This window comes from Algibacter sp. (assembly GCF_049667265.1).
GTDB lineage: Bacteria > Bacteroidota > Bacteroidia > Flavobacteriales > Flavobacteriaceae > Algibacter_B.
The window spans coordinates 1-5,336 of the sequence record NZ_JBATHX010000479.1 but is presented as its reverse complement, the minus strand read 5'-3'; the positions used below and the strand labels follow the sequence as shown (position 1 = coordinate 5,336).

Here is a 5,336-nt window from a genome sequence, read left to right as displayed (position 1 = left end):
GATGTGTTCTTTTTCGCGATCACTTTGAATAATTTCACCTTCAATTCTACGCGCCCAACCTGCATTGTAATCAAAATAATCAGCAGTTACGTCTATTTCTACTTGCGCTAAGCCGATAACTTTTGCTTGTTCTTTAGATAATGTTTCTGCCAAAAACACACGGTTTTCTCTAATAACATCAGCCATTTTATGCAAATACGCTGCTCTTTGTATTGCTGGTAATGCTTCCCATGCCGGTTGCGCAGCTTGTGCTGCTTCTAAGGCATTGTCTGCATCTTCCACCGTACCAGTAGATATGGTGCTTATAACTTCTTCTGTACATGGGTTTAGAATCTCGATGACCGAAGTGGCTTTTGAGTCAATAAATTGCCCATTTATAAATTGCTTATAATGTTTCATTTTACAATAAAGTTTAGTTAGTTTTTTTTATTATCTAAATATTAATTCTACTTAATTAAATGATTAGGAAAATCGGTTGTATTCTCGCAACAAAGTTGTTCCATAACTTGTTGTAATTCTGTTTTTAAGAGTGAAATAGTGTGATTCCCTCCGTTTTTACCAAGGGCTGAAACACCGTACATAAATGAGCGTCCCATAAAAGTAAATTTAGCGCCGCTGGCCATAGCTCTGGCTACATCTGGTCCAGAACGAATACCGCTATCCATCATGACTTCTATTTGATCTCCATACTTCTCAGCAATTGTTGATAAAGGTTTAACAGTAGATTGTCCCGCATCTAATTGACGACCACCATGGTTGGAAACAATAATTCCATCTAAACCTAATCTAATTGCTTCTTCTGTATCGAATTCTGATGCTACACCTTTTAAAACCAGTTTTCCTTTCCACATATCGCGGATAGGTTTTATTTTTTCTTCGTTCAACCTGCCGCTAAACGTTTGATCCATAAACTTACCCAATTGTTTTAAATCTAAACCTTTAGGCATATAAGGCTTAAGAGTTTCAAAATTAGGCTGTCCATACTTTAAAGTTTGCATCGCCCAATGCGGTCTGCCAAATACCTGAAGAATATTACTTAAATTCATTTTTGGTGGCATTGCCAATCCATTTCTAATATCTCGTGGTCTAAACCCAAAAGTTGGAACATCACAAAGAATTACTAAAACAGGACATTCTGCAGCTGCTGCACGATTAATTATATCGTCTCGCAACCTATCTTCAGCTGGATGATATAACTGAAACCATGCTTTTCCTTCTGTAAGCTCGCTAGCTCTTTCTATACTTGTAGTTGTAACTGTGCTTAAAATAAAAGGAATGTTATGCTCAAAAGCCGCTTTAGCAAGAATCTCAGGCGAATTAGGCCACATTAAACCTTGTAACCCAACAGGTGCTATTCCAAAAGGTGCATCATATTCTATACCAAATAAATTTGTTTTAAGCGAAGACCCATGATGCTTCCTTAAGTAATTTGGTTTTAACTGAACTTCTCTTAGTTCCGCTGTATTTCTTATTAAATTTACATCTTCATTACAGCCTCCATCCAAATATTCAAAAGCAAACTTTGGTATTTTTTTTTGAGCCTTGGCTCTTAAATCATCTATTGAAGGATATCGCGTATCGAAACTTTTTGCCATCTTTTTATGTTAAAAACTTTTCTCTTAAATCCTCTACTTGATTATCATTTATAGGCACCATTTCACCTAAGGAATTACCCATAACGATAGATTTAGCACTAAACTCAGCAACTTCCAAATAATCAAAGGTTTGTAATAACTTATCACCTGTTACAATTACTGAATCGTTTTGTATAATTAATGCCGTTGGGCAATTATCTACTATTGCAGAATTATTATTTTTTCTAAAATGATTACCATACTCAACAAAATTGATGTCTTGGAGAAATATCCAACTTTCAGGTATTGTTCTTACATTTAGATATTCACCTGTAACACCAAATGCCATGAGGTAAGGCGATTGTGTCATAATAATTGAATTTACATCAGGGTTTCTATTGTAAATTTCTTGATGTATCCATGTTGCTCTACTCGGAATTTTTCCTGCTTCACGTTTCCCATCTTTTATTTGAACAATATCATCTAAATCAATATCCCATCTATTTATCCCTGTTGGTGTAATGAGAAAATCGTTGTCCTTCCAACGCATGGATACCGTACCATAAGAACCTATCATTAATCCTTGTTGGCATGAACGTTTTACTATATTACATATTTGCAAACGTTTTTCTGCTTCATCTGATGAATAGGTCGTGCTTTCCATCTCAGGCAAAACACCTGTTGCTTGCTCTTCAAATTCATCTATTTGTTTATCTGTTAGATATTTTGGAGTTCCAATTTGTGATGCGTAAACTATTGTTCTCGCGCAAAACTCTAAAGCTTCAAAACGCTCATAAGCATCAGTTAAATCTGCTCCTCCTAAAACTGTTCCATGGTTTTCCATAATTACAGCTTTATACCCTTTTTTAAACTCATCGGCAATAACATCTCCTAAATCCTCACTACCAGGCAATCGGTATTTCGCATATCCTATTGGACCGCAAATATGCTTTGCCTGAGATATGATGTTCGTATTAGGAATTTGACGCACTATACTAAATGACACTAATGCAGGAGGATGTGCATGAATTACAGACTTAATATCAGGTCTGGCTTCATATATTGCTTTGTGAAATGGAAATTCTGATGATGGTTTATGTTTTCCAATAATGGTTCCATCTTTCTTTACACAAATGATATCTGAGGCTCGTAAAGAACCTTTATCTATTGCAGAAGGTGTTACCCATATATTTCCTTCTTCATCAATAATTGAAATATTTCCACCAGATGTAGTGGTCATACCGCGTTTATAAATTCTACTGATTATTTCAGTAATTTTATCTCTGGGATGTACTAGTTTTATATTTTTTGACATTTGATTATATTTTTAAGAAATAAACTTTTATTCCAAGCTACTTCTTATTATTTATTTATTTTTTAACTGAAAGGAATTAACCACTTATTATAAACGGTACATGTTTTTTAAGTGCATAATTTTTTTTCAAAAACTTAGAATTAAGCTTAGCATCTGAAATAGAAATTGCGGCGCCTAAAGCAGAGCCTAAAGAAGCATTTGTTGTTCTTAACTTTTTATCTCTGAAATTGTGAGATAACAACTTTATAAACAAGTCGTTATCACTAAATCCTCCATCTACATACAATCCAGAAATATCATCATTTCCAATAGCTTTTTTAATACAATTTATTTGTAATAATACTAATTCAGTCATTAATTGATGATACGCATGCTCATATTTATCATAATAAAAATTTGTTTGTTCAGGCATATTCTTATCGGTTAAGCTTTCCCATTTAAAACAATACTTGAAGTCTTTCATGATTTCTAAATAGGTATCATAATCAAACTTAACATTACGGTGAAAATCATCATCAACTCCAAAGGTTTTATTCAGTTTTTCAACTTGAACCTTGTATTCATTACCTAAAAATAATCGTGACGCTTTTACAGGCTTACCATTGATGCGCATATAATTAATTACATCGCTATCATTTACTTCCGTTGAAATTGGTTTTTCCGTAAATGGATTAAATGTAATACTCCATGTACCTGTTGATATAAGAACAAATTTTTTCTTTATACTACGAACATAAGGCAATAAAGCCGCTGAGCTATCATGAATACCCACCCCTATTTTAATACGGTTACCATTGTAATTCATATTAATACTAGTTTCTGTTGAAACTATTGGTGGTAATATTTTGTCAATCTCTTCTTCGTAAACCCAGTTGTGATAATCTTTTTTACTGTAATCCCAAAGCGCCGTATGGCAACCTATGCTGGTATATTCACTTAGAGGAATTCCAGTAAAAACATGACTTAGATACTGTGGTAAGTGTAAAGAATATTTAATTTTTTTAAAAACCTCTGGTTTTGAATGCTTTAACCAAAATAATTGCAAGCCTGAATTGAGCATACTTAAATCTGCACAGCCAGTAGTTTTTAGAAACTCTTCTTTAGGTCCGTGTTTTTCAAAAAATGAAGTCACTATCTCTTCAGGTAAAGCCTTTGTATAATTGTACAAGGGCGTTAATGGCTTTCCATTTCTGTCTATATGCACAAAACTTGCTCCGTATGTTGAAAAATTTATGGCTTTAACATTAAATTCCTTTTTCTCTAAAATGCGGTTAAATACCTCTTTTAACCATTTTTTTAAAGCTGGAAGATTTTCTGTAGGGTGGCCATCTTCATCTTGTATTTCTTCAAACGAAATATATTCCTTGTGTACCTCTTTAAAGTCTTTATCAAATAGAAAAAACTTTTTATTGGTTTTACCAATATCAAAAACGGCTGTTACTTTTTGTTTCATACTACACAGATTAAAGTCCTGTAGCAACAGTATGTTTACCTCTTTCTTTAATTAACTGCCCTCTAACATCTAAAGCTCTATACGCATTTATTGGACTTATAACTCCGCCTCTATCTAAGCGCGCTTTTTCTAATAATGGCCTAACATCAGTTCTATAAGCTCCTTGTAAAATTTCTTGACATTTCACAACATCATTATCTAATTGCGCAGCTTTAAGTGCTTTTTGATCAATTAATAGTGCTTTCGCATAAGCTTCTTGAATGGCTTCAAGCGATTGAATTAAATCTTCTAGTGGGTCTTTTACGTTATGACTAGCGTCAATCATCCATGCCAAATCTGGGTTTTGAGGATTGTTTGCCATACCGTAAACCAGTTCGTTAAATATTAAAAATAACGCATAAGGTTTTATACTCCCTACTGTTAAATCATCATCTCCATATTTACTATCATTAAAGTGAAATCCTCCTAATTTACCTTTCAGTTGTAAAATTGAAACAATTTGTTCAATATTACTATTTGGTAAATGATGTCCTAAATCAACTAAGGTATATGCTTTATCGCCACAACCATTTGCCAACATTAAAGACGCGCCCCAATCTTGAATTACAGTACTATAAAAGTTTGGTTCATAAGGTTTATACTCTACCAACATTTTCCAATCGTCTGGTAAACCTTTATAAATATCAATTAAACTATCTTGTGTGTTTTGAAATGCCGTTTGGAAGTTATTTTGTCCTGGAAAACAAGATCCATCAGCCAACCAAACAGTTAACGCTTTAGAACCTAATTTTTCTCCTATTTTAATAACATCTAAATTGTGTTGAATAGCTTGTTCTCTTACTGCTTTGCTAGTATTGCTTAAAGAACCATATTTGTATGATTCTGCAGCACCTTTTTGATCTTGAAAGGTATTAGAGTTTACCGCATCAAACTTTATATTTAAGGCATCTGCTGTTTCTTTTATAGCATTATAGTCAGAAGGAATATCCCAAGG

5 protein-coding genes are annotated in these 5,336 nt (G+C 33.5%); all 5 read right to left on the bottom strand.

The annotated features are described in order from the left end of the window. Positions 1–399, bottom strand: a 399-nt coding sequence (locus WBN21_RS16440) for an aldehyde dehydrogenase family protein (RefSeq protein ID WP_424202203.1), incomplete at its 3' end; no start/stop codon positions are given. A gap of 47 nt (positions 400–446) precedes the next feature. Beyond that, positions 447–1,595, bottom strand: a complete 1,149-nt coding sequence (locus WBN21_RS16435; protein ID WP_424202201.1) for an alpha-hydroxy acid oxidase — start codon at positions 1,593–1,595, stop codon at positions 447–449. A 4-nt stretch (positions 1,596–1,599) separates the two neighbouring features. Beyond that, positions 1,600–2,889, bottom strand: a complete 1,290-nt coding sequence (locus WBN21_RS16430; RefSeq protein ID WP_424202199.1) for a class II aldolase/adducin family protein — start codon at positions 2,887–2,889, stop codon at positions 1,600–1,602. Between the two features lie 76 nt (positions 2,890–2,965). After that, positions 2,966–4,342, bottom strand: a complete 1,377-nt coding sequence (locus tag WBN21_RS16425) for an FGGY-family carbohydrate kinase (RefSeq protein WP_424202197.1) — start codon at positions 4,340–4,342, stop codon at positions 2,966–2,968. Between the two features lie 10 nt (positions 4,343–4,352). Next, positions 4,353–5,336, bottom strand: a 984-nt coding sequence (locus WBN21_RS16420) for a sugar isomerase (protein ID WP_424202195.1), incomplete at its 5' end; no start/stop codon positions are given.

Excerpts from the sequence above, each read along its gene's own strand:
- WBN21_RS16430 (WP_424202199.1), bottom strand. The coding sequence starts at position 2,889 with ATGTCAAAAAATATAAAACTAGTACATCCCAGAGATAAAATTACTGAA.
- WBN21_RS16435 (WP_424202201.1), bottom strand. The coding sequence starts at position 1,595 with ATGGCAAAAAGTTTCGATACGCGATATCCTTCAATAGATGATTTAAGA.
- WBN21_RS16425 (WP_424202197.1), bottom strand. The coding sequence starts at position 4,342 with ATGAAACAAAAAGTAACAGCCGTTTTTGATATTGGTAAAACCAATAAA.